Annotated in this window: 20 protein-coding genes; 15 read left to right on the top strand and 5 right to left on the bottom strand. The window is 62.3% G+C overall.

What is annotated here, in order from left to right; genetic code table 11:
- Positions 1–59: 59 nt before the first annotated feature.
- Together gluQRS and dksA are read right to left on the bottom strand one after the other, a co-directional pair.
- Entirely contained in the window at positions 60–947 is an 888-nt protein-coding gene (gene gluQRS / locus SB765_RS20560; protein ID WP_341798927.1) for a tRNA glutamyl-Q(34) synthetase GluQRS, read from the bottom strand.
- 63 nt (positions 948–1,010) lie between these two features.
- The gene (dksA, locus tag SB765_RS20555) at positions 1,011–1,457 is read right to left on the bottom strand and encodes an RNA polymerase-binding protein DksA (RefSeq protein ID WP_016501618.1); all 447 of its coding nucleotides are present in this window, start codon (positions 1,455–1,457) and stop codon (positions 1,011–1,013) included.
- 210 nt (positions 1,458–1,667) lie between these two features.
- Here dksA and SB765_RS20550 point away from each other — a divergent pair, with 210 nt between their 5' ends.
- Together SB765_RS20550 and sfsA are read left to right on the top strand one after the other, a co-directional pair.
- Positions 1,668–2,840 (top strand): pyridoxal phosphate-dependent aminotransferase, encoded by a 1,173-nt coding sequence (locus SB765_RS20550; RefSeq protein WP_341796814.1) that lies wholly within the window; start codon positions 1,668–1,670, stop codon positions 2,838–2,840.
- Positions 2,840–3,553: a DNA/RNA nuclease SfsA gene (gene sfsA, locus SB765_RS20545; RefSeq protein ID WP_341796813.1), complete on the top strand. Its 714-nt coding sequence runs from the start codon at positions 2,840–2,842 to the stop codon at positions 3,551–3,553. The genes SB765_RS20550 and sfsA overlap by 1 nt, the downstream gene beginning before the upstream one ends.
- Here the strand turns inward: sfsA and SB765_RS20540 are convergent.
- Positions 3,543–3,860, bottom strand: coding sequence for a Rieske (2Fe-2S) protein (locus tag SB765_RS20540; RefSeq protein ID WP_410912055.1), 318 nt, complete (start codon positions 3,858–3,860; stop codon positions 3,543–3,545). The genes sfsA and SB765_RS20540 overlap by 11 nt on opposite strands.
- A 148-nt stretch (positions 3,861–4,008) precedes the next feature.
- Here SB765_RS20540 and SB765_RS20535 point away from each other — a divergent pair, with 148 nt between their 5' ends.
- From SB765_RS20535 to SB765_RS20520, 4 genes are read left to right on the top strand one after another with little or no spacing between them, the layout of a single operon-like run.
- Positions 4,009–4,893: a hemin ABC transporter substrate-binding protein gene (locus tag SB765_RS20535; RefSeq protein ID WP_341796811.1), complete on the top strand. Its 885-nt coding sequence runs from the start codon at positions 4,009–4,011 to the stop codon at positions 4,891–4,893.
- A gap of 50 nt (positions 4,894–4,943) precedes the next feature.
- Positions 4,944–5,927: a FecCD family ABC transporter permease gene (locus tag SB765_RS20530; protein WP_162471788.1), complete on the top strand. Its 984-nt coding sequence runs from the start codon at positions 4,944–4,946 to the stop codon at positions 5,925–5,927.
- Positions 5,927–6,694, top strand: coding sequence for a heme ABC transporter ATP-binding protein (locus SB765_RS20525; RefSeq protein WP_410931832.1), 768 nt, complete (start codon positions 5,927–5,929; stop codon positions 6,692–6,694). The genes SB765_RS20530 and SB765_RS20525 overlap by 1 nt, the downstream gene beginning before the upstream one ends.
- Before the next feature lie 12 nt (positions 6,695–6,706).
- On the top strand, positions 6,707–7,591 hold the full coding sequence (locus SB765_RS20520) for a ChaN family lipoprotein (RefSeq protein ID WP_410931831.1): 885 nt from the start codon (positions 6,707–6,709) through the stop codon (positions 7,589–7,591).
- A gap of 208 nt (positions 7,592–7,799) precedes the next feature.
- On the opposite strand, the gene SB765_RS20515 is transcribed toward SB765_RS20520, so the two are convergent.
- Both SB765_RS20515 and SB765_RS20510 read right to left on the bottom strand, forming a co-directional pair.
- Positions 7,800–8,078, bottom strand: coding sequence for a TfoX/Sxy family protein (locus tag SB765_RS20515; RefSeq protein WP_016489141.1), 279 nt, complete (start codon positions 8,076–8,078; stop codon positions 7,800–7,802).
- 181 nt (positions 8,079–8,259) lie between these two features.
- Positions 8,260–9,822, bottom strand: coding sequence for an AAA family ATPase (locus SB765_RS20510; protein ID WP_410931830.1), 1,563 nt, complete (start codon positions 9,820–9,822; stop codon positions 8,260–8,262).
- Positions 9,823–9,937: 115 nt separating this feature from the next.
- On the opposite strand from SB765_RS20510, the gene mrcB reads away from it, so the two are divergent.
- From mrcB to msrQ, 9 genes are all read left to right on the top strand, one after another.
- Positions 9,938–12,259, top strand: coding sequence for a penicillin-binding protein 1B (gene mrcB, locus SB765_RS20505; protein WP_410931829.1), 2,322 nt, complete (start codon positions 9,938–9,940; stop codon positions 12,257–12,259).
- A 15-nt stretch (positions 12,260–12,274) separates the two neighbouring features.
- Positions 12,275–13,078: a tetratricopeptide repeat protein gene (locus SB765_RS20500; RefSeq protein ID WP_341796807.1), complete on the top strand. Its 804-nt coding sequence runs from the start codon at positions 12,275–12,277 to the stop codon at positions 13,076–13,078.
- The gene (locus tag SB765_RS20495; RefSeq protein ID WP_341796806.1) at positions 13,078–13,410 is read left to right on the top strand and encodes a YqcC family protein; all 333 of its coding nucleotides are present in this window, start codon (positions 13,078–13,080) and stop codon (positions 13,408–13,410) included. Before SB765_RS20500 ends, SB765_RS20495 begins: the two co-directional genes overlap by 1 nt.
- Positions 13,411–13,820: 410 nt before the next feature.
- Positions 13,821–15,545 (top strand): acetolactate synthase 3 large subunit, encoded by a 1,725-nt coding sequence (locus SB765_RS20490; protein ID WP_341796805.1) that lies wholly within the window; start codon positions 13,821–13,823, stop codon positions 15,543–15,545.
- Between the two features lies 1 nt (position 15,546).
- The gene (gene ilvN, locus SB765_RS20485; protein WP_225790222.1) at positions 15,547–16,038 is read left to right on the top strand and encodes an acetolactate synthase small subunit; all 492 of its coding nucleotides are present in this window, start codon (positions 15,547–15,549) and stop codon (positions 16,036–16,038) included.
- Between the two features lie 54 nt (positions 16,039–16,092).
- A complete protein-coding gene (ilvC, locus tag SB765_RS20480) occupies positions 16,093–17,109 on the top strand; it encodes a ketol-acid reductoisomerase (protein WP_003250043.1) in 1,017 nt (338 codons plus the stop codon).
- 150 nt (positions 17,110–17,259) lie between these two features.
- A complete protein-coding gene (gene pssA, locus SB765_RS20475) occupies positions 17,260–18,111 on the top strand; it encodes a CDP-diacylglycerol--serine O-phosphatidyltransferase (RefSeq protein WP_016501605.1) in 852 nt (283 codons plus the stop codon).
- A 79-nt stretch (positions 18,112–18,190) separates the two neighbouring features.
- Entirely contained in the window at positions 18,191–19,204 is a 1,014-nt protein-coding gene (gene msrP / locus SB765_RS20470; protein WP_341796804.1) for a protein-methionine-sulfoxide reductase catalytic subunit MsrP, read from the top strand.
- On the top strand, positions 19,204–19,815 hold the full coding sequence (msrQ, locus tag SB765_RS20465) for a protein-methionine-sulfoxide reductase heme-binding subunit MsrQ (protein ID WP_410931828.1): 612 nt from the start codon (positions 19,204–19,206) through the stop codon (positions 19,813–19,815). The genes msrP and msrQ overlap by 1 nt, the downstream gene beginning before the upstream one ends.
- Positions 19,816–20,308: the final 493 nt, after the last annotated feature.

The raw sequence follows: 20,308 nt of genomic DNA, 5'->3' as shown, positions 1-20,308 counted from the left end.
GGTTGGTTTGCCTGTGCTGGCCCTTTCGCGGGTTTACCCGCGAAAGGGCCGGGCCTGCCTCAGCGCAAATCAGCCTCTGGCACCGTGGTCCGCTGCTCGATTGCCTCCGTCCGCCACTGCTTGCGGGCTATCGCCAACACTTCAGCCGGCGTAGCCAGTAGTAAATCGGGGTCTGTCTCTTGCCCCAGCGCCCGCAATGCCCGTAACAGCAGCGGTGTGGCATGCTCCGCCTGCAAGGGCGGCGAACGGTACGATTTGCCCAGCTTGTGCCCATCTGGCTGCACGATCAGCGGAATATGCAGGTAGCGCGGCTGTGAGAAGCCCAGCAATTCCTGCAGGTACAGCTGGCGGGGGGTGTTGTCCAGCAGGTCGGCGCCACGCACGATGTCGGTCACACGTTGCCAGGCATCGTCCAGCACCACCGCCAGCTGATACGCATACAGCCCGTCGCGGCGCTGGATGACGAAGTCGCCCACCTCACGCCCCAGGTGCTGCTGGTACTCGCCCTGGACCCGGTCGGTAAAGCGGTAGATCAGCTCTGGCACGCGCAAGCGGATCGCCGCACCTTCCCGGGCATGGCCAGCGTTACGGCAAAGGCCTGGGTAGATGCCGTTGTAACCCTCCAGCTGTTTGCGCGAGCAGGTACAGGCATAGGCCAGGCCCATGTTGAACAGGCGGTCGACTACTGCGGCATAGGCATCGTGCCGCTGGCTCTGGAACACCACCTCGCCATCCCATTCCAGCCCGTAACGCTCCAGGGTCTGCAGGATCGCATCACGGGCCCCGGGCATTTCCCGAGGTGGGTCGGTGTCTTCCATGCGCAGCAGCCAGCGGCCGTTGACGGCACGGGCATCGAGCCAGGAGGCGAGGGCGGCGACCAGCGAGCCGAAGTGCAGGAAGCCGCTGGGGGTCGGGGCGAAGCGCCCGATGTAACTGGAGTCGGTCATGGTCAGGCTGGGCATATAAATGAAACGGGGCGCATCAAGCGCCCCGTTCAGGTGGAAGAAAGATCAGCCTTTGCCGACCGTTTTTTCCTTTTTCTCGGCGATTTCCTTGCAGTCGAAGCACAGGTCGGCGGTCGGACGTGCTTCCAGGCGGCGCAGGCCGATTTCGATGCCGCACGATTCGCACCAACCGTAATCTTCGTCCTGGATCTTCTGCAGGGTCTTGTCGATTTTCTTGATCAGCTTGCGCTCGCGATCACGGTTGCGCAGCTCAAGAGCAAATTCTTCTTCCTGGCTGGCACGGTCGGCCGGGTCCGGGAAGTTCGCAGCTTCATCCTTCATGTGGTCTACGGTGCGATCCACACTCTGCATGAGCTCGCCTTTCCAGGCATTGAGAAGCTTGGTGAAGTGCTTCTTCATGGGCTCACCCATGTACTCTTCGCCCTTGGTCTCTTTATAGGGCTCGACACCGTACATGGTTTGACCGGTTTTTTGCTTTTCTACGGTGGACATGAATAGACCGCCTCTCACTCATCTGATCCAATGCGCAGGATGCTCCATCCCCGGCGACCGCCGGCCCTGCGACTGCGAGCCGCCGAACTTACCAGATAGATCGGGGGTGCGCTACCCCGCCCGATCCTGCTTATTGACATCGGCGCGAGCCGTACGTTCGTTGGCGTGCAGAGGTAGAATCTCCAGTTTAGACGCAATTGAGAGAAGGTCATGGCCCACCCCTACAGTGCGCGCAGCCGCGCCATCGAACCCTTCCACGTCATGGCGCTGCTGGCCCGGGCCAACGAGCTGCAGGCGGCCGGGCACGACGTGATCCACCTGGAAATCGGCGAGCCGGACTTCACTACGGCTGCGCCGATCGTGGCTGCCGGCCAGGCGGCACTGGCCGCCGGGCACACCCGCTACACCGCCGCACGCGGCCTGCCGGCACTGCGCGAAGCGATCGCCGGCTTCTATGGTCAGCGTTATGGCTTGAATATCGACCCGCAGCGCATCCTCATTACCCCAGGTGGTTCTGGCGCGCTGCTGCTGGCCAGTAGCCTGCTGGTCGACCCGGGCAAGCACTGGTTGCTGGCCGACCCGGGTTACCCGTGCAATCGCCACTTCCTGCGGCTGGTCGAGGGCGGGGCGCAGCTGGTGCCAGTGGGCCCGGAGGTGAATTACCAGCTGACCGCCGACCTGGTCGGGCGTTACTGGGACAAGGACACCGTCGGTGCACTGGTCGCGTCGCCGGCTAACCCGACCGGTACCGTGCTGGGGCGCGAAGAGTTGGCCAGCCTTGCCAAGGCCACCCATGAGCGACACGGCCACCTGGTGGTGGACGAGATCTACCATGGCCTCACTTATGGCATGGACGCGCCAAGCGTGCTGGAAGTCGACGACTCGGCGTTCGTCCTGAATAGTTTTTCCAAGTATTACGGCATGACCGGTTGGCGCCTTGGCTGGCTGGTAGCCCCACCCGGCGCGGTGGGCGACCTGGAGAAGCTGGCGCAGAACCTTTACATCAGTGCACCGAGCATGGCCCAGCATGCCGCGCTGGCCTGCTTCCAGCCCGAGAGCCTGGCCATTTTCGAAGAACGCCGGGCCGAGTTCGCCCGCCGTCGCGACTATCTGTTGCCCGCCCTGCGCGAATTGGGCTTCCGCATTGCCGTCGAGCCGCAGGGGGCGTTTTACCTGTATGCCGACATCAGCGCCTTTGGCGGTGATGCGTTTGCCTTCTGCCGGCATTTCCTGGAAACCGAGCACGTGGCCTTTACGCCGGGCCTGGACTTCGGCCGCCACCTGGCCGGGCACCATGTGCGCTTTGCCTACACCCAGAGCCTGCCGCGCCTGGAAGAGGCGGTGCAGCGCATTGCCCGTGGCCTGCAGAGCTGGCAAGGCTGATGCAGTTCTATCCCCCACTCGAACAGGGCCGCCTGCTGCGCCGTTACAAGCGCTTTCTGGCGGACATCGAACTGGCCAGCGGCGAACAGCTGACCATTCACTGCCCGAACACCGGCTCGATGCTCAACTGCATGCGTGAAGGCGGGCAGGTGTGGTTCAGCCGCTCCAACGACCCCAAGCGCAAACTGCCGGGCACTTGGGAAATCAGCGAAACCCCGCAGGGGCGGCTGGCCTGCGTGAATACCGGGCGTGCCAACGCGCTGGTCGAAGAGGCACTGCGGGCCGGCGTCATCACGGAACTTGCCGGGTTCACCGCGCTCAAGCGCGAAGTGGCGTACGGTGAGGAAAGCAGCCGCATCGACTTTCGCCTGGAGTTCGACGGTGCCCCCGCGTACGTCGAGGTCAAGAGCGTGACCTTGGGCTACCCCGACAGCACAGTTGCAGCCTTCCCCGATGCGGTGACACAGCGCGGTGCCAAGCACCTGCGCGAGCTGGCGAAATTGGCCCGCCAGGGTGTACGGGCGGTGCAGTTGTATTGCGTGAACCTGACGGGCATCGACGCCATACGCCCAGCTGAGGAAATCGACGCAGCCTATGCCCAGGCCCTGCGTGCGGCGGTGGCGGACGGCGTGGAGGTGCTGGCCTACGGCACCCGTCTGGACGCCGAAGGCATTGTTGTTGATCGCCGCCTGCCGGTGCTGGTTACGCCATAAGCCAGATGCCCTGGCTGTCCTCGTGACAGCCCAGGGCCAGCAATTGCTCACCTTCGCAGGGCCCGGCTACGCACTCGCCGCTTTCAATCAAAAATAGCGCGCCATGGTGGGCGCAGTGGATGAGGCTGGCGCTGTCATCAAGAAAGGCATCTTGCGCCCAGTTCAGCGGGATGCCGCGGTGTGGGCAAAGGTTGCGGTAGAGGTACACCTGGCCCTGGCGGCGTACGCCGAACAGTTCGAGGCCGTCTACGCTGAAGGCGCGGCTTTGGCCTTCGGCCAGGGCGTGGGAGGTACAGAGCAAGTGCATGGCGAGGACGACTCATGAAACAGATGATGACTTGACGCGTCAATGCGAATAATTATCAAATTTCCCGCATTCGCTGCGCCTGGCTACCTATGGTGCGCAGTTCTGCCGTCCGCCACAAGGCGCGCGGCTCGCCCTCAGAAGGAACCCGATGATGCGCCGTCCAGTCGCCTTGCTCGCCCTGTGCGCAAGCCTTGTGCTCTCCACCCAGGCCCTGGCGGCCGAGTTGCCGCAACGCTGGGTCAGCGCGGGTGGCGCCCTGAGCGAGTGGATAACGGCACTGGGCGGTGAAGCACGGCTTGTCGGTGTGGACACCACCAGCCAGCATCCGGCATCGCTGAAATCACTGCCCAGCGTGGGCTACCAGCGGCAGTTGTCGGCTGAAGGCATTCTCAGCCTGCGCCCGGATGTACTGGTGGGCACCGAGGAAATGGGCCCGCCGCCGGTCCTGGCGCAAATCCGCAAGGCCGGTGTGCAGGTGGAGTTGTTCTCCAGCAAGGCCGAACTGGCGGCGGTGGATGCAAACCTCAAGCATCTGGGGCAGTTGCTTGGCGCAGAGCAGCAAGCTTCGGCGTTGGCGGCGGGTTACCACCAGCAAATCGAGGCTGTGCAGGCCAAGGTCAAGCAGGCTCAGGCCGGGCAAAAGGCACCTGGGGTGCTACTGCTGGTCGGCCACGCCGGGGCCAAGCCCCTGATCGCCGGGCAGGGCACTGCGGGTGACTGGCTGCTGGGCCAGGCAGGTGGGCACAATCTGGCAGAACATCAGGGCTACAAGAACTTCTCCAACGAAGCCTTGGCGGCGTTGGACCCGGACGTGATCGTGTTTTCCGACCGGGCGCTGGCCGATGAGCAGGCCTTGCAGGCGCTGTTGAAGGAAAACCCCGCGCTGGCTGCCTCGCGGGCTGTGCGTGAGAAACGCCTGGTGTCACTGGACCCGACGCTGCTGGTGGGCGGGCTTGGCCCACGCCTGCCATCGACCTTGCAGTCGTTGGCAGCCACCTTCTACCCGGCAGCCCAGGCCAGCTTCGCGCAATGAAACAGCGGGTCCAGCCACGTACGTTGTTCATATGTCTGAGCCTGCTGTGCCTGTTGGCGGTCTGGCTGTCGCTGGCCCTGGGGCCGGTCAGCCTGCCGTTGTTCGACACCCTGCGCGCCGGCCTGCGCCTGCTGGGGCTGCCGATTGCGGCTGACGGCCTGCAGCAGGCCGAGATGATCCTGGGCCAGATCCGTCTGCCGCGGACTTTGCTGGGGCTGGCGGTGGGTGCGGTGCTGGCTCTGTCCGGCGTGGCCATGCAGGGGCTGTTCCGCAACCCGCTGGCCGATCCAGGGCTTGTGGGGGTTGCCGCTGGGGCGGCGATGGGGGCCGCGGTCGCCATAGTCGGTGGTGCCTGGTTTGGCGGCATGCCGGAGGCTTTCGCGCCGTATCTGCTGTCGTTCTGCGCTTTTGTCGGGGGGCTTGGCGTAACCGCGTTGGTCTACCGTCTGGGCCGGCGCGATGGCCAGACCAACGTCGCAACCATGCTGCTGGCGGGCGTGGCCATGACTGCGCTGGGCGGCGCGGCCGTTGGGCTGTTCTCTTACCTAGCCGACGACGCCACCCTGCGCACGCTGACGTTCTGGAACCTTGGCAGCCTGAACGGTGCCAGCTACGAACGGCTGTGGCCGTTGCTGCTGGTGGCGGCGGGGGTAGCGGTATGGCTGCCACGCCGGGCCAAGGCGCTGAATGCCCTGTTACTGGGTGAGTCGGAGGCGCGCCACCTGGGCGTTGACGTTGAGCGGCTCAAGCGCGAGCTGGTGTTCTGCACGGCGTTGGGCGTAGGTGCGGCAGTGGCTGCAGCAGGGCTGATCGGTTTCATCGGCCTGGTGGTGCCGCACCTGGTGCGCTTGCTGGCCGGGCCTGATCACCGTGTGGTGCTCCCGGCCTCGTTGCTGGCGGGGGGCGTGCTGATGCTGTTCGCCGACCTGGCGGCGCGGCTACTGCTGGCACCTGCCGAGTTGCCGATTGGTATTGTCACGGCCTTCATCGGTGCGCCGTTCTTTCTGGTCCTGCTGATACGAGGGCGCAGCTGATGTTGCAAGTCGAAGGCCTGCACCTGCGGCGGGGAAGCAATGAGGTGCTGCACGATATCAATCTGCAACTGAGCCCGGGACAGGTGGTGGGCGTGCTAGGCCCCAACGGTGCCGGCAAGAGCAGCCTGCTGGGTGTGCTGTGTGGCGAGCTGGCGCCCGACCGGGGGCGGGTGACGCTGCAGGGCCGGCCCCTCACCGATTGGCCTGGGCAGGAGCGGGCCAGGCGCCTGGCCGTATTGCCACAGGTGTCCAGCCTGGGTTTCTCGTTCCGGGTCGAGGAAGTGGTGGGCATGGGGCGCATGCCCCATGGCACCGGGCAGCGGCGCGATGCGGAAATTGTCGAAGCGGCGTTGCAGGCGGCGGATGCCTGGCACTTGGTGGAGCGCAGTTACCTGGCGTTGTCCGGTGGCGAACGCCAGCGGGTGCACCTGGCCCGCGTGCTGGCGCAGCTGTGGCCAGGCGAGGAGGGGACCACGCTGCTGCTCGACGAGCCGACCTCGATGCTCGACCCACTGCACCAGCACACTACCCTGGAGTCCGTGCGCCGCTTTGCCGACCGCGGCGCCGCGGTGCTGCTGATCCTGCATGACCTGAACCTGGCAGCGCGCTACTGTGACCGTATCCTGTTGCTGGAACAGGGGCGCAGTCATGCCTTGGCCTCGCCTGAAGAGGTGCTGACGCCAGCGGCGTTGAGGGCGGTTTACGGAATCGATGTGCTAGTGCAGGCGCACCCGGAGCGTGGGCATCCACTGATCATCACCCGCTAGGAGGCATTGCCGATGCGTCATCCGCTGCTGTCCGGTTTCTCGCTCTGCCTGATGTTGGCACTGGGTGGCTGCCAGGCCAGCCTGCCGCCGTTGCCCGCTTGGCAGAGCAGTGAGGGGCTTACGCATGCCGAGTTGGGGCACATTATCAACCTTGCCAGCGGCCAGGCGATCAGCCCAGAGCAACTGGTGCAACGCTTGGCGGGCACCCCTCGGGTGCTGGTGGGCGAAAAACACGACAACCCGGACCACCACGCGCTGCAACTTTGGCTGCTGCGCGCGTTGCAGGGGCAGCGCGTGCAAGGCAGCCTCTTGCTGGAAATGCTGCAGCCCGAGCAGCAAGCGCTGGTCGACAAGGTTCAGGGGCAGCCCCTGCCGGCAGACTTGCCCAAGGCGCTGGCCTGGCAGGAGGGTTGGGACTGGCAACTGTACGGGCCGATAGTGCGTGAGGCCTTGCAGCAGAGAGTGCCACTGCTGGCGGCCAACCTGTCGCCTGGCGAGATGCGCCAAGCCTATCGACAACCCGCCTCGCTGACCGGCGAAAGGTCCAATGCGCCAGCGGTGAAGGCTGCCTTGCTGGAGCAGGTACGCGCCGGGCATTGCGGTATGCTGCCGGAAAACCAGTTGCCAGCGATGCTGGCCGTGCAGCAGCAGCGCGACCGGCGCATGGCCGAGCGTTTACTGTCGGCGCCGCAGCCGGCGCTGCTGTTTGCCGGGGCATATCACGTGCGCAAGGACTTGGGCATACCCTTGCACCTGGCTGATCTGGGGGCGTCGGGGGAGAGCAAGGTATTGCTGCTGGCCGAGGTGGGCGAGCAGGTTGAGCCAGGCGAGGCTGATTACGTGTGGTACACGGCGGCGACGCCGGAGCAGGATTACTGCGCGCAGTTTCGCCAGTAGTGTGCACGGTGGTAAAGCCAAGCCAGGCGGCACAAAAACCACAGGCAAAAAAAGACCCGGCAAAGAGCCGGGTCAATAACCGTGATTAGCCTGATGAGGAGATAATCTGAGAGTCCGAACCAGGGGCTCTTAGGTTATCCAACCAGTCTCGCGACCAGTTGTGATAATCATAACGATTCTCATTTCGTAGTCAATCCCCTTCCCACGATTATTTTGGATTTTTTTGCGTAGGGTTTTTCGCGTCCAGTTGTTGATTGAGCGCTTCTTTGCGTTCAAGTGGCAGATCGTTCCAGTGCATGTCCAGCAGGGCGCCTTCGATGGCGTACAACAGCACCTTGGAAGCGCGGAACCCTCGTGTCTTTACGGCCTGGTATGCACCCACCGCACCCAGGCGACGCAGGTCCGATGCACTGTGGATGCCGGCGGCATGCAGCCACTGCGCAGAGGTCTTGCCAAGGTTCTTCAGGTGCTGCAATTCATCGTTCATCGAGCCTCCTTGCGATGGCTGAACGTGGATTGGAGGATAAATCGCGAGCAGGTCAGAGAGGAGTGTAGCGGGGGTTAAGAAATGCGCGGCCTTTTGCCATCGGGGCGATGAGCTGTCGGGACCTGTGCCGGCCTCTTCGCGGGTTTACCCGCGAAGGGGCCGGTACAGGAAAGCGGCGAACTTACAGGCCAGGCAAACGCTGGCGAATCTGCTCGATCACCTGGTCCATGCTGCCAGCATCCTGGGTATCGACCCGGGTGCTCTGGACCAGCTCCTGCGCATCCAGGGCTTCACGGCTGGCCTGCTGGGCCATGACCACGTCCAGGGTGGCATCCGAAGGGTCGGCGTTTTCGGCTAGACGCTGCTTCAGCCAGCTGGCGATGACTGCCTCGGGTGCGTGGCAGTCGAGGATCAGGAACGGTACACCGGTCTGGCTGGCAACGTCTGCCGCAGCTTGCCGCTGTTCATGCTTGAGGTAGGTGGCATCCAGCACCACCGGGAAGCCGGCGCGCAAAACGGTTGCTGCAACTTCGTGCAGACGTTGGTATGTGGCAGCACTGGCATCCTGGTCATAAATGCCGGAGGTGAGCTGACCGGCGTTTTCTTGCGGCTGTTCGCCGAACAGGCGCTTGCGCTCGACATCGGAGCGCACACGAATGGCGCCCAAGGCCTCGACCAGACGCATTGCCACGTGGCTCTTGCCCACTGCCGAGACGCCATGGGTAACGGCCAGCAGCCGCGAAGGGATGGCGCTGTAGCTTTCGGCCAGGTTGGCGTAGTTGCGATAGGTGCGCAGGGTGGTGGCCCGCTGCACGCCGTCGGCATTGGCCGGCATGCTGAACAGCGCGACTTTGGCCCGTACCAGGGCGCGATAGGCTTTGTAGAAGTTGAGCACTTCCAGGCCTTCATAATCGCCGGTCAGCTCCAGATACTGGCTGATGAAGCGTCGTGCCAGGCACTTGAGGCCGCGATCTTCCAGGTCCATGGCCAGGAAGGCGGTGTCGGCCCACACATCGGTCATGCGGAACGGCTCGTTGAACTCGATGCAGTCGAAGATCACCACCTGGCCGTTGATCAGGGTAGCGTTGCCCAAGTGGATGTCACCATGGCACTCGCGGGTGAAGCCATTGGCCTTGCGCGAGGCGAACAGGCCTTGCAGCCGCTCGAAACTGCTGCGGGCCCAGGCCTGCAGGTTGTCCAGTTGCAGCAGATCGGCCTTGTCGCTGAGGAATGGGCGGATCTGCTCGAAGTTCTGCTCGACCGGCGCCATGACGCTTTCAGGCGAGCCGTAGGGCTGCTCGGCCGATACCTTGGGAGTCTGCAGGTGGAACTCGGCGATTTGCCGGGCCATCTGGTCGATGTGCGCGGCATTCAGCTCGCCATTGGCCTGCAGGGTGCTGAGCATCTGCCCCTGGGGGAACTGGCGCATCTTCAGCGCGTATTCGATGGCTTCGCCGTCGCCACCGATCTGCGGCGCTTCGACGCTGCCGGTAACCGGCAATACCTCCAGGTACAGGCCGTCGGTCAGGCGTTGGTTCAGGCGCAACTCTTCATTACAGAAATGCTGGCGCTGGCCCAGTTCGGTGAAGTCGAGAAAGCCGAAGTTCATCGGTTTCTTGATCTTGTAGGCGTACTCGCCGGTGAGCAGCACCCAGGAGATATGTGTCTCGATGAGCTGGAACCCATCCACGGGGTGAGGGTACAGGGCAGGGTTCTGCAGCGCAGTGATAAGGGCTTGGCTCACGGGAAATCCTTCCGGGGGCAGGGAATTCGAATGCGCCATTATGGTCAATGGTGCCGTCCCTGCCTACCGCTGGGCCGTCTGCCCAGCCTTTATAAAGTGCGTATAATCCGCCGCCATGACCCGAACCCGAAATCCCCGTACCCCTCAGAAACGCCCGACCGGCCGCTCTCGCGCCTGGCTGGGCTGGGCTTTGAAGCTCAGCCTGGTAGGCCTGGTGATCGTTGCCGGCTTCGCGGTTTACCTTGACGCTGTTGTGCAGGAGAAGTTCTCCGGCAAGCGCTGGACCATCCCGGCCAAGGTGTATGCCCGGCCGCTGGAGCTCTTTACTGGTCAGAAACTGAGCAAGAACGACTTCCTTACCGAACTCGACGCGCTCGGCTACCGGCGTGAAAGCGCGGCCAATGGCCCGGGTGCAGCGGCCGTCAACGGCAACACCGTCGACCTCAATACCCGTGGCTTCCAGTTCTACGAGGGCATGGAGCCGGCGCAGTTCGTGCGCGTGCGCTTCTCCGGCGATTACGTGGCGGGCCTTTCTGCCGCCAACGGCAAGGCGCTCGACGTGGTGCGGCTGGAGCCGCTGATGATCGGTGGTATCTACCCGAAGAACCTCGAAGACCGCATCCTGATCAAGATCGACCAGGTGCCCAAATACCTGCTCGAAACCCTGGTGGCGACCGAAGACCGCGACTTCTACAGCCACTACGGCGTGTCGCCCAAGTCCATCGCCCGGGCAATGTGGGTCAACACCTCGTCCGGCTCGATGCGCCAGGGCGGCAGTACCCTGACCCAGCAGCTGGTGAAGAACTTCTACCTCAGCAGCGAACGCAGCCTTAGCCGCAAGCTGACCGAAGCGATGATGGCCATGCTGCTTGAGTTGCACTACGACAAGCGCGAGATTCTCGAGGCCTACCTCAACGAGGTGTTTGTCGGTCAGGATGGCCAGCGTGCCGTTCACGGCTTCGGCCTGGCCAGCCAGTTCTTCTTCAGCCAGCCGCTTTCGGAGCTGAAGCTGCATCAGATCGCCTTGCTGGTGGGCATGGTCAAGGGACCGTCCTACTACAACCCGCGGCGATACCCTGACCGCGCTCTGGCCCGCCGCAACCTTGTGCTCGACCTGGTGGCCGAACAGGGCGTCGCCAGCCAGGCGGAAGTCGATGCTGCGAAGAAGATGCCGTTGGGCGTGACCAAGCGCGGCAGCCTGGCCGACAGCTCGTTCCCGGCCTTCCTCGACCTGGTCAAGCGTCAGCTGCGCCAGGACTACCGCGACGAAGACTTGACCGAAGAAGGCCTGCGTATTTTCACCAGCTTCGACCCGATCCTGCAGATGAAGGCCGAAACCTCGATGAGCGAGACCTTCAAGCGCCTGTCGGGGCGCAAAGGTGCTGACGAGGTGGAATCGGCCATGGTCGTGACCAACCCGGAAACCGGTGAGGTACAGGCGCTGATCGGTAGCCGCCAGGCAGGCTTCGCCGGTTTCAACCGGGCCATCGATGCTGTGCGGCCGATCGGCTCGCTGGTCAAGCCGTCGGTGTACCTGACTGCGCTGGAGCAGCCGAGCAAGTACACCCTGACCAGCTGGGTGCAGGACGAGCCATTTTCGGTCAAGGGTGCCGATGGTCAGGTCTGGCGCCCACAAAACTATGACCGTCGACCGCATGGCACCATCTACCTGTACCAGGGGCTTGCCAACTCGTACAACCTGTCGACCGCCAAGCTCGGCCTGGAAGTGGGCGTGTCCAATGTGATCAAGACCATTGGCCGGCTGGGGGTAAATGTCGACTGGCCAGCCTTCCCGGCCATGTTGCTGGGTGCCGGCGGCATGTCACCGATGCAGGTTGCGACCATGTACCAGACCATCGCCAACGGCGGTTTCAACACCCCGATGCGTGGTATCCGCAGTGTGCTGACTGCCGAGGGCGAGCCGCTCAAGCGCTACCCGTTCCAAATCCAGCAAACCTTCGACCCGGGGGCCATCTACCTGGTGCAGAACGCCATGCAGCGGGTCATGCGCGAAGGTACCGGGCGCTCGGTGTACAACACCTTGCCGCGCTCGCTGACCCTGGCGGGCAAGACCGGTACCAGTAACGACTCGCGCGACAGCTGGTTCTCCGGCTTCAGCCAGGACCTGCTGGCCGTGGTGTGGATGGGCCGTGACGATAACGGTAAAACCCCCTTTACCGGTGCCACCGGTGCCCTGCAGGTGTGGACCAGCTTCATGAAGAAGGCCGACCCGCTACCGCTGGACATGCCGCAGCCGGACAACGTGGTGCAGGCCTGGATCGACCCGTACACTGGCCATGGGTCTGATGGCAGCTGTCCGGGAGCGGTGCAGATGCCGTATATTCGCGGGAGTGAACCGCCCGCCGGCGCGACCTGTGGCGGCGAGCAGAATCCTGCAGAATCAGTCATGGACTGGGTCAAAGGCTGGATGAATTAAGCGCAGGCTGCATTGATGAGGTGTGACGTGAACAAGTGGCTGTTTCCTGCCGTGACGGCGTTGGCTGTGCTCCAGGGGTGCTCTAGCGTCCCGCGCGGTAATATTCCGGTGGTCGATTCGAGCACTCGCGTGTCCAACAGCGAGCGCGTGACGGCCAACCGCTCGGCGGGTGGCTATAACACGGGCACCGCGCAAGCGCAGACGTTGCCCGAAGACTCCGGCGTGACCGTGATGATCCCGCAGGGCGCTGGCGCTTCTGGCATCCAGACGTTCCCGGCTGCCAATGGCGCGGCGCCGATCAGCACCTCGCCAATCACGCCGGGCCCGATTACCCCTGGCCCGGTCAGTTCGGCGCCGATGACCACCAACCCCAACCCGATCGCCGACGAGCCGTTCGACATCGCGGCAATGAACAGCACCCCGGCAAGCACCAGCGCGCCAACCGGCATTCCGCGCAGCAGCACCGCTGCCGGTGGTCTGTCGGCCGACGAGCAACTGGACGGCCCGGTGCTGGCACTGCTGACCACCGCGCAGACTCAGCAGGGCAGTGGTGACTTCAACGGCGCTGCTTCGAGCCTGGAGCGTGCACAGCGCATTGCCCCGCGCGAGCCGCAGGTGCTGTATCGCCTGGCTCAGGTGCGCCTGTCGCAAGGTGATGCAGCGCAGGCCGAGCAGTTGGCGCGTCGCGCCCTGACTTACGCCAACGGCCGCCCAAGCCTGCAGGCCGAGCTGTGGAACACCATCGCCCAGGCCCGTGAAAAGCAAGGTGACAGCGCTGGCGCGGCACTGGCCCGGCAGAAGGCGCGGGTCAATTCGTGATGATCGAGCGACGTATTCTGGACATTGCCGACCACCTGCTGCTGATCGAGCGTGAACTGGTGGTGCAAGGGTGGTGGGATGACGAGCCACCCAGCGACGAGGCTCTGGCCAGTACCGTGCCGTTCGCGGTCGATACCCTCAGTTTCGAGCAGTGGCTGCAATGGATCTTCCTGCCGCGGATGAAGATCATCATCGAGCTCGGGCAGCCGTTGCCCAACGCCTCCAGCATCCTGGTCATGGCCGAGACCGTGTTTACCGACCGGCCGGAGCAAAGTCGTGAGCTGCGCCGCCTGTTGGCAGCATTTGACCAATTGATCGCTCCTTCCGCCTGATTTCTTCAGTTTTTCCTTCAAGGGCCGCAGATTGTGGCCCTTTTTTATGGAAATGTTATTTATTCTGCTGCTGAAGCGATTTTTAGTGGTGGCAGGAATTCATCTTGGGGAAAAATTGGCAATAATTTTTCTTGACATGTTGGCGCCGAATCACAAGAATCCAACTTCCGCTGTAGAGGGACTGCCAGAAGCAGACCCGCTAAGCAGATCATGAGGTGCACACCCGCGCCGACCTGTTACACCCCGCAACGCGTTACCTCGCGCTGGGTGGGAAAGCCCCGCAACACTCAGGGGTGCTCCCAATACTTGCTCAGTCAGTGCTGACGTTTTCGCTCATGCTCTGCTTGGCAGTAAACCTATTAAGACCCGTCCACTAGGGACGGTATTCTGGCGTTTTAGAGGTGAACAACGTGGAGCTTTTATCTGGCGCTGAGATGGTCGTCCGCTTTTTGCGTGACGAAGGCGTTAAGCACATCTACGGGTACCCTGGTGGTGCTCTCCTGCATGTTTACGACGCACTGTTCAAAGAACCGGAAGTGGAACACATCCTGGTTCGTCACGAGCAGGCGGCAACCCATATGGCGGACGGCTACGCCCGCGCCACCGGCAAGGCCGGTGTGGTGCTGGTAACCTCCGGCCCGGGCGCGACCAATGCCATCACCGGCATTGCCACCGCCTATATGGATTCGATTCCGATGGTTATCCTGTCCGGCCAGGTGCCTAGCACCATGGTGGGTACCGATGCCTTCCAGGAAACCGACATGATTGGTATCTCGCGGCCGATCGTGAAGCACAGCTTCATGATCAAGAACCCGACCGAGATCCCGGAAGTCCTGAAAAAAGCGTTCTACCTGGCGCAATCCGGTCGCCCAGGTCCGGTCGTGGTCGACATTCCAAAAGATATGACCAACCCGGCCGAAAAGTTCGAATACGTCTACCCGAAAAAGGTCAAGCTGCGCTCCTACAGCCCGGCGGTCCGTGGCCATTCCGGCCAGATCCGCAAGGCCGCCGAGATGCTCCTGGCTGCCAAGCGCCCGATCGTCTACTCCGGTGGTGGCGTGATTCTCGGCGGTGGCTCCGAAGCCCTGACCGAAATCGCCAAGTCGCTGAACCTGCCGGTCACCAATACCCTGATGGGCCTGGGTGGCTTCCCGGGTACCGACCGCCAGTTCCTCGGCATGCTCGGCATGCACGGCAGCTACACCGCCAACATGGCCATGCACAACGCCGACGTGATCCTCGCTGTGGGCGCACGCTTCGACGACCGTGTGGTCAACGGCCCGGCCAAGTTCTGCCCGAACGCCAAGATCATCCACATCGACATCGACCCGGCGTCGATCTCCAAGATGATCAAGGCCGACGTGCCAATTGTCGGCCCGGTCGACAGCGTGCTCAGCGAAATGCTCGGTATCCTCAAGGAAATCGGCGAGCAGCCTGACAAGGCGTGGCTGGATGCCTGGTGGAAGCAGATCGACGAATGGCGCGGCAATGGCGAGATGTTCCCTTACGACAAGGGCGACGGCACTGTCATCAAACCGCAGAAAGTCATCGAAACCCTGTGCGAAGTGACCCATGGCGATGCCTTCGTCACCTCCGACGTAGGCCAGCACCAGATGTTCGCGGCGCAGTACTACCGCTTCAACAAGCCGAACCGCTGGATCAACTCCGGTGGTCTGGGCACTATGGGCTTCGGCTTCCCGGCGGCGATGGGCGTCAAGCTCAACTTCCCGGATCAGGACGTTGCCTGCGTGACTGGCGAGGGCAGCATCCAGATGAACATCCAGGAGCTGTCCACCTGCATGCAGTACGGCCTGCCGGTGAAAATCGTCAACCTGAACAACGGTGTGCTGGGCATGGTCCGCCAGTGGCAGGACATGGCCTACAACGGTCGTCACTCGCACTCGTACGTCGAGTCGCTGCCTGATTTCATCAAGCTGGCCGAGGCCTATGGCCATGTGGGTATCCGCATCACCAGCCTGAAGGACCTCAAGCCGAAGCTGGAAGAAGCGTTTGCGATGAAGGACCGTCTGGTGTTCATCGACATCGCGGTTGACCGCAGCGAGCACGTCTATCCGATGCAGATCAAGGATGGCTCGATGCGTGACATGTGGCTGAGCAAGACGGAGCGTACCTGATATGCGGCACATCATTTCCCTGCTGCTGGAAAACGAACCAGGTGCGTTGTCCCGTGTGGTCGGCCTGTTCTCCCAGCGCAACTACAACATTGAAAGCCTGACCGTGGCGCCGACCGAAGACCCGACCCTGTCGCGTCTGACGCTGACCACCGTTGGCCATGACGAAGTGATCGAACAGATCACCAAGAACCTGAACAAGCTGGTCGAAGTGGTCAAACTTGTCGACCTGTCGGAAAGCGCTCACATCGAGCGTGAACTGATGCTGGTCAAGGTCAAGGCCACCGGTGCCCAGCGCGCCGAGATCAAGCGCACCACGGATATCTTCCGTGGCCAGATCGTCGACGTGACCTCCAGCGTGTACACCGTGCAGCTGAGCGGCACCAGCGACAAACTGGACAGCTTCATCCAGGCGATCGGCACTGCATCGATTCTCGAAACCGTGCGCAGCGGCGTTACCGGCATTGCCCGTGGCGACAAAGTGCTCAGCATCTAAATTCAAAAATTAGCGATGGCTCCGCAGGGGCCGAGATATAACCAGGGGTATTTCATGAAAGTTTTCTACGATAAAGACTGCGACCTTTCCATCATCCAGGGCAAGAAAGTCGCCATCATCGGTTACGGCTCCCAGGGCCACGCTCAAGCGTGCAACCTGAAGGACTCCGGTGTAGACGTTACCGTCGGTCTGCGTAAAGGTTCGGCTACCGTTGCCAAGGCTGAAGCCCACGGCCTGAAAGTTGCCGACGTTGCTACCGCTGTCGCTGCGGCTGACCTGGTCATGATCCTGACCCCGGACGAGTTCCAGGGCGCTCTGTACAAGAACGAGATCGAGCCGAACATCAAGAAGGGCGCTACCCTGGCCTTCTCCCACGGCTTCTCGATCCACTACAACCAGGTTGTTCCGCGTGCCGACCTCGACGTGATCATGATCGCGCCGAAGGCCCCGGGCCACACCGTTCGCTCCGAGTTCGTCAAAGGCGGCGGCATTCCTGACCTGATCGCTATCTACCAGGATGCTTCGGGCAATGCCAAGAACGTTGCCCTGTCCTACGCTTCGGGCGTTGGTGGCGGCCGTACCGGCATCATCGAAACCACCTTCAAGGACGAAACCGAAACCGACCTGTTCGGTGAGCAGGCTGTTCTGTGCGGCGGTACCGTTGAACTGGTCAAGGCCGGTTTCGAAACCTTGGTCGAAGCTGGCTACGCGCCGGAAATGGCCTACTTCGAGTGCCTGCACGAATTGAAGCTGATCGTTGACCTCATGTACGAAGGCGGCATCGCTAACATGAACTACTCGATCTCCAACAACGCCGAATATGGTGAGTACGTTACCGGCCCGGAAGTCATCAACGAAGAATCCCGCAAGGCCATGCGCAACGCCCTGAAGCGCATCCAGGACGGCGAGTACGCGAAGATGTTCATTTCCGAAGGTGCAACCAACTACCCATCGATGACCGCCAAGCGCCGCAACAACGCCGCTCACGGTATCGAAATCATCGGCGAGCAACTGCGCTCGATGATGCCGTGGATCTCGGCTAACAAAATCGTCGACAAGACCAAGAACTAAGTCTTATCGAAAGATGAAAAACGCGGCTTCGGCCGCGTTTTTTCGTTCTGGCAGTCCGCTTCTGGTATAAAGCAGACCAGTGGCCTGCTGTCAGAACCTGTTTCGCGGGCCCGTGTCGAACATTTTCCATCCTGTTGCAAGGTACCCTTTATGAGCGAACGTCCCGAAGAGCCGAACAAGCCCTCCGACGCCGAAAGCCTGCTACCTATCGATGAGCACATTGAAGAAGGGCATGACGCCGAAGGCCGCAAGGTGCGCCACCGCGGCATCTACCTGCTGCCCAACCTGTTCACCACCGCCAACCTGTTTGCCGGCTTCTATTCCATCATCAGCTCGATGAGCGCACAGAGCGCCCTGAGTGCCGGTGACCCGCGCGAGGCGAGCAAGTACTTCGCCTTCGCCGCCATCGCCATCTTCGTGGCCATGGTGCTCGACGGCCTGGACGGTCGCGTTGCGCGCATGACCAATACCCAGAGCGCCTTCGGTGCCGAGTATGACTCGCTGTCGGACATGGTCGCCTTCGGTGTGGCCCCTGCGTTGCTGGCCTTTGGCTGGGCGCTGGGTGACATGGGCAAAGTCGGCTGGATGGTCGCCTTCATCTATGTGGCCGGTGCCGCGCTGCGCCTGGCGCGCTTCAACACCCAGGTCGGTACCGCTGACAAGCGCTACTTCATCGGCCTGGCCAGCCCGGCTGCCGCAGGTGTGGTAGCGGGTACCGTGTGGGCGTTCAGCGATTACGGTATCCAGGGCTCCAAGCTGTCGTTCCTGGTGGCGCTGCTGGTGGCAGCTGCCGGCATGCTGATGGTCAGCAATATCAAGTACAACAGCTTCAAGGAGCTGGACCTCAAGGGGCGCGTACCATTCGTGGCCATCCTTGCCGTGGTGCTAGTGTTTGCCGTCGTGTTCAGCGACCCGCCGCGCATCCTGCTGCTGATCTTCCTCGCCTATGCAGCGTCGGGGCCGATCCAGTTCCTGTTGAAGGCGCGCCGGCGCAAAGCGTGAAAATTGCTTAACGCTGGAATAACCCTCCGGCTCCATAGTCTTACTGGTACATCCGTTATCCAGTGCTATGGAGCCGCCCATGCTCATCAAGCTTCCCAGGTCTTCCGAGTGCAAGGCGTCGGAGATCACGCCCGAAGGCATCTATCTTTCCCGTCGTACCCTGCTGGGTGGCTCATTGGCCGGCCTGGCGCTGGGCGCATTGCCGGGCAGGGCGGGCGCTGCTGAAGTTTCCCGTTATGCCGATGTGCAGGCGGGTGCCGCACCGGCCTGGTTCACTGACAAGCTCGCTGCCACGCGCTGGCAGGCGGTGACGGTGAAGGGCGAGGCAATCACGCCGTTCAAAGATGCTACCCACTACAACAACTTCTATGAATTCGGGCCTGACAAGGGCGACCCGGCCGCCAATGGCGACAGCCTGAAGACCGAACCGTGGTCGATCGTGGTGGATGGTGAGGTGGGCAAGCCCGGGCGCTATGCGCTGGAAGACTTCGTCAAACCTTATCAGCTCGAAGAGCGGATCTATCGGTTGCGTTGTGTAGAGGCGTGGTCGATGGTCATCCCGTGGCTGGGGTTCCCGCTGGCGCAGGTACTCAAGCAGGTCGAGCCGACTTCCAGGGCGCGCTATGTGCGCTTCGAGACGTTGAAAGATCCACAGCATATGCCTGGGCAGCGTTCAGGGTTCGCCTTGATCGACTGGCCTTATCGAGAAGGGTTGCGCCTGGACGAGGCGATGCATCCGCTGGCGATCCTGGCGGTCGGCATGTATGGCCGCGAACTGCCCAATCAGAATGGCGCGCCGTTGCGCCTGGTGGTGCCGTGGAAATATGGCTTCAAGAGCATCAAGTCGATCGTGCGCATCAGCCTGGTGGCTGAGCAGCCGGGCACGACCTGGGAAGGGCTGGCGCCGGATGAATATGGTTTTTATGCCAACGTGAACCCGACGGTCGATCACCCACGCTGGAGCCAGGGGCGCGAACGCCGGTTGCCCAGCGGGTTGTTCAGCCCCAATGTGCGAGAGACGCAGATGTTCAATGGTTACGCTGATGAAGTGGCGTCGCTGTATACAGGGCTTGATCTGCGGAAGAACTATTGATGCGTTACCCCTGGTTTCGCCTGGCGATCTTCATCGTGGGATGCCTGTTCCCGGGGTGGTGGCTATATGAGGCGGCGATGAACCTGCTGGGGCCTGACCCCGGGAAGATCATGATGGATCGCCTTGGGCTTGGGGCGCTTACCTTCCTGCTGGTGACCTTGAGCATGACCCCACTGCAGAAGCTGACGGGCTGGTCGGTGTGGATCGTGGTGCGCCGGCAGCTGGGGTTGTGGGTGTTTGCTTATATAGTGCTGCACATCCTCTGTTACCTCTTCTTTATTCTTGGGCTGGATTGGGGGCAGTTGGCGGTGGAGCTGAGCAAGCGGCCCTACATTATTGTCGGTGCGCTGGGGTTCCTGTGCTTGCTGGCCTTGGCGGTTACCTCGAATCGGTATAGCCAGCGGCGGCTGGGGGCGCGGTGGAAGAAGCTGCACAGGTTGGTGTATCTGGTTCTTGGGCTGGGGTTGCTGCACTTTTTGTGGATTGTGCGCTCGGATCTGCGGGAGTGGGCTGTGTATGCGGTTATCGGTACTTTGCTGATGGTGCTGCGGATTCCTGCTGTTGGGCGGGGGCTTTCCAGGATCGGCAGGAAGCAGGGTAGGGCGGTTTGAGAGTGAGGTGGGGCTGCCAGGGGCCAGTCTTGAGATAGTAGTGGCTGTGAAAGGTGCTTGCCTTTGATCTTGTGCCGCCTGTGAGATCGAGCGCCGCCCGCGCGGCGCTTCGCAGCACTGTGAGATTTGCGCGCGAACGCCTTGGAGCACGGCTCGATATCGCGTCGTTCAAACAAGGAGGTCGCGCGCGTCTGCCACAGGCGATACTGGCCCGAAACAAATGTAGGAGCAGCCTTGTGCTGCGAAGCGCCGCGCGGGCGGCGCTCGATCTCATAGGCGCTGAATGTGTTGTGGCGGACACCTGGTGGCCCTTGATACGGCCTTCGCCAGGAATATTCCAAATAACTGAAATTAAAGGTTGACGCCCTTCCGAATCCCCTTATAATGCGCCCCACTTCCAGCGACATCGGAACGACAAACTCCTTGAGATTCAATGAGTTAGGTAGTTAAGGTGCTGCTGAAAGGGCTACGATCGAAAGATCGCAAGCGGTTG

This window comes from Pseudomonas sp. SIMBA_067 (assembly GCF_046534675.1).
Lineage (GTDB): Bacteria > Pseudomonadota > Gammaproteobacteria > Pseudomonadales > Pseudomonadaceae > Aquipseudomonas > Aquipseudomonas putida.
Note: the sequence above shows the minus strand (reverse complement) of the source record. Positions and strands in the feature narration are given on the sequence as shown.